At 66.7% G+C, this 4,249-nt stretch carries 2 protein-coding genes; both read right to left on the reverse strand.

Features of this window, described 5'->3' with window-relative positions:
• Positions 1-322: 322 nt before the first annotated feature.
• Positions 323-679: a DUF6086 family protein gene (locus ACIPEK_RS46245; RefSeq protein ID WP_402008940.1), complete on the reverse strand. Its 357-nt coding sequence runs from the start codon at positions 677-679 to the stop codon at positions 323-325.
• Positions 676-4,143, reverse strand: coding sequence for an ALF repeat-containing protein (locus tag ACIPEK_RS46250; RefSeq protein WP_402008942.1), 3,468 nt, complete (start codon positions 4,141-4,143; stop codon positions 676-678). The genes ACIPEK_RS46245 and ACIPEK_RS46250 overlap by 4 nt, the downstream gene beginning before the upstream one ends.
• Between the last annotated feature and the right edge of the window lie 106 nt (positions 4,144-4,249).

Genomic DNA, 4,249 nt, shown 5'->3' on the forward strand with positions numbered 1-4,249 from the left:
CGACCGGGTACCGGTGCCCCTTGTACGACGGCGATGCGCTGTCCACGGACGACCCCTCCCAGCATGACCAACCAGAAGATCATCCCACCCGGTCAATCAACGTGACAGTGCCGACTGCCGCTGTGAAACAGCGAGGCCAGTGGAGCGCGCAGCGACACGCGACGACCCCACCCACGACCACATGGAACAAACCGGGGCGATCCACTCACCTTCCGAGAGCCGAATCACGGCTGCCGAATTGAGGCTGATCGGCCAGCAGACGCAGAAGTGCAGCCCCCACCGGAAATTACTCCGGGGGGCTGCATTCTGCTGGGTCAGAAATCTAGCCCATAGCTCGCGCGAAAATTACCTTATCCTCACGGAAAGTCTCCTCGTGTTCAGGTTTTAGCTTGATAGGAGCTCCCCCGACTTCCAATACTACGAGTGAGGCGATCAATAGACCGCGAACAACCCCGTGCAGTACCGGATTTCGGGTAGATGAGTAGGTCTCGTACAGACCCTCGACGAAAGTCCGGAAAACTGGCAGTTCAATGTCACAACCACCCTGCGAATTTGGCGCGAGCCCGGAAGGAAGATCCATGAACTCGGCTGCACCTTCTGCGAGAGAGGCATACAGCCGACCACTACGAGATCCCGCATCCCACACTGTCTCGCCGTCGATATCGAAGTAGTAGCTCAATCTGCAATCTCCACTCTTAGGTCCAAATCGGGGTGGTCCCGTCTGAGCTGCTCGATCCGCTCCGCCAATGCGGCCCGGAAACGCGGTTCCATGCCCGACCTGGTGAAACGGAAGCCGATCGGCGCGTTCTCATATGAGGCTGGAAGGTGCGCACGGGCCTTAAGGTAGGAGGCGAGCTTCTTACTGACGTGCTTGTCCATCCAGTCCGGAGTAGGGGCAATGTCGGTCTTTTCCTCCCACAATACTCCCTTGTCGAAATGATCGATATCAGTGATCCTTTCACCAGTAACAGGATCATACACATCGTGATCTCTTAGCCCTTCCAGGCATCCGTAATCTGTGCTGTCCGACTGCACAAGTGACATGCCTGACACAAAGGCGGCGGAATTTGCCCGAGCGACCTTGCTGACAACCTTACAGCCCCGCTTCAGCAATTTCAGGGAATCGAATGCCTTGTCCAGCGCTCTGAGTTTGGCGCCGACGAGGACGTCTGCTGCAAGTGGCCAGCAGTGTTCGAAGTCTTTGTTTTGCATGCACGCTTCGAACTCGCCGAGGCCGGCGAGTTCCTTGGCGACCTCCAGCGAATGCTCCAGGGCGTCGCCGATTTCTTTGCCATTTTCGAGGATTTGGCAATCGATCGGGCTTTGCGTGCACCAGCGGATGTAGTCCTGCGGATCGCAGGGAACGATCGCCTGCGCGCAGCGGTACAGCTCTGCGGCCCGCTGGCCGGCTTCATTCTTCTCCTTGTTTTCGACGGCGGCCTTGCGCCGTGCTTCTTCCTCCTCCCGCTTCTTCGTGACTGCGATGGTGAACGCTTCGGTGGCTGCAGTGAGTGCGGCTGCCGCGTCCTTGCCTGCGGCGATCGCCGAGTTCCGGGCCTGGTCGGCGGAGTACCAGGCGGTGGACGCGTGGACCTGGGCCATCTCCGAGGAGAGCGTGGCGTCGGCTGCCGAATTCGCTGCGTCGGACGCGGCAATGTTGGCGCTGTTCGCGGCGTCGCGGGCCGTCTTGGCGGATGCGGCCGCGCTGGCTGCGGAGGCTTCGGCGTCCTTGGCGTGCTGTGCTGCCTGCTCTGCGTAGCCCTGTGCCTGGGTCGCGGAGGCGCTGGCCTTCGCTGCCCATTCGTTGGCTTCGGCGGCCGCCTTGCGGGCGAGGGCGGCGACCTTCTGGGCGGTCGCGGCGTTCTTCTGGGCGGTGGCCGCGATCTTCGCCGCGTCCGCGATCAGCTTCTGGACCTGCGCCACGTGGGTGGCGTTGAGGAGGTCCTGGCGCTGGGCCTTGTACTGGCCGGTGGCGATGAAGGCATGGAGGGTCTGCGGGGATCCCTCCAGGGCGATGCGTGCTGCGGATTTCACCTCCGGTCCGCCGGAGGAGATCAGCTGTGCTGCCTGTACCCGCTCGTCCTGGGTCCGGGCGGTGTGCTGCGTGTCGGTCAGGAAGGCGCTGTACTTCTTCGGGTCGCCTGTGGCGAGAGCCTTCTGGCCGGCTTCGGTAAGAATCGGTCCGGCACCGTCGACGGTCTGGGCGATGGCAACGCGCATGCCCTGGGCGGCGGCCTGGTACTGGCCGTTGTCGATGAACTCGGTGATGGCGGCGGCGTCGCCGTCCAGTGCGGTCTCGGCCGCCTCCCGTACTTCCCTGGCCGAGCTCTCCTCGGCGAGCCGCTCGACGTAGGAACGGTCGTCCTGCTCCTTGGCCGTGGTCCAGCCGTTGCGCAGGTAGTCGATGACTACCTCGTCGGGACCGCCGAGTGCGGCCTCGGCCGCGGCCCGGCCCCACGCCGTGCCGTTCTTCATCACGAGCACGGCCAGCTTGCGCCCCTGGCCGGCCACGGCCGTCAGGTCGGCCCCGGGCTCGGCTGCCGTTGCGACCAGCCGCTCCCGCTCGGTATCCCGCTCCTTCACCGCCTGCTGGAACTCCGCCAGTTTGGCGATCCGGGCCTCGTCAGCCTCTTTGTGGTCCCTGGCACGCTCAACGCCCGCGTTGGTACGGCCGAGCAGTTCCTCGGTCTCCACCTCACGTGCGAGTGCGTATATCTCCTGCGCCTTGAGCACGGCGCTACTTGCGGCGTTCGCTGCCTCCGTGGCCGCGTTGGCGTGTGTTGTGGACTTCGTGGCTGCCTGTGCCGCGTCGCCGGCGTGCTCGGCGGCGTCATCAGCGGCCGCGGCCGCGTTGTTCGCGTGCGTGGCCGCCGACCTGGCCGCGTCGCGGGCTTCGCGTGCAGCGGTGGCGGCCTTGCGGGCCAGTGCTTCGGCGGCAGCCGCGGCACGGTTGGCCTCCGCAGCGTGGCGCTTGGCGGCCGCGGCCGCGGCGCGCGCCTCGGCGGCAGCCGCGCTGGACTGGCCGGCGAAGTTACTCGCCTCGATCGCGGCATCGGCCGCAAGGTTCGCATTGGCGCCCGCGCCGATGGCCGAGTGCGCGGCATCACCGGCCGCATCGGCGGCGATCGCGGCCTGATCCGCGGCATCGGCGGCCAAGGCGGCGCCCTTGCCGGCATTACGGGCGTTCTCCGCGGCCGTACGGGCGGCAGCAGCGTTGCCCGCGTCCACCGCGGCGTCAGCCGCCGCGTTCCGCGCACGCGATGCCGCCTGCGACGCGCCTGCCGCTGCAGCCGCAGCCTGAGACGCGGCGTTCGCCGCGACACGTGCAGAATTGTTCGCAGCACGCGAAGCGTCGATCGCCGTCTGCGCGGCACTGGCAGCCTGGGAGGCGGCCTTGGCGGCGCGGCTCGCGGCACGGGCCGCCTTGTCCGTGTCGTCCTTCGCGGCCTCCGCCTCGGACGCCGCCCTCAGCGCAGCTTCCTTCGCCAGCTTTGCGGCCTCCACCGCCTTGGCCGACTCCGCCTTGGCAGCCGCGGTCTCCGCAGCGGCCTGCCGGCCCGCTTCCTTCGCCTGCGCAGCCAACTGAGCGACAGTGGCCTGCTCCTGGTCCTTGTCCCGGGCCACGAACTGCCCGACCGTCAAGAACTCCCGAATGTCCTCAGCCCCACCGGCCAACGCCAGCCGGCCGGCAGCCCGCACATTCGCGCCGCCCACACTGATGACCTGGACGAGCTGCACCCGCTCATCCTGCTCACGCTGGACGTACTGCCCCTCCTTCAGGAACGCGGCAACATCCTCCGACGAACCCGCCAGCGCAGCCCGACCCGCGTCCTGCACAATCGGCCCGCCCGCATCGATGACCTGCGCCACCCGAACCCGGTTGTCTTGTTCCAGCGGGTCTTCCCAGCCGTCGTCCAGGAAGTCGTGAAGATGCTCCGGAGTTCCGGCCAGCGCGGCGCGGGCGGCGGTCAACAGCTCGGTACCGCCTACCGACGCGACCTGGGCTGCACTCACCCGCTCATCCTGGAAGGACAGATCGTCCACAATTTCCAGGAATGCCTCAAGTTCGGCATCGCTTCCGGTCAACGCCGCTTCGGCAGCCGCTCTGACCCCAGGACCGCCTTCCCGCCAGTAGTCGACCACACGACCACGGTCGGTCGGCGTCGCCTCCGCCAGGGCCGCGACCTGTCCCGTGCCGGACGCGAGGCCGGCCGCTGTCACAGGCGGGGAGCCCAGGAGGCCGAAGGTG

Origin of the sequence: Streptomyces sp. NPDC088246 (genome assembly GCF_044741025.1) — a bacterium.
In the GTDB taxonomy this organism is placed as follows: Bacteria; Actinomycetota; Actinomycetes; order Streptomycetales; family Streptomycetaceae; genus Streptomyces.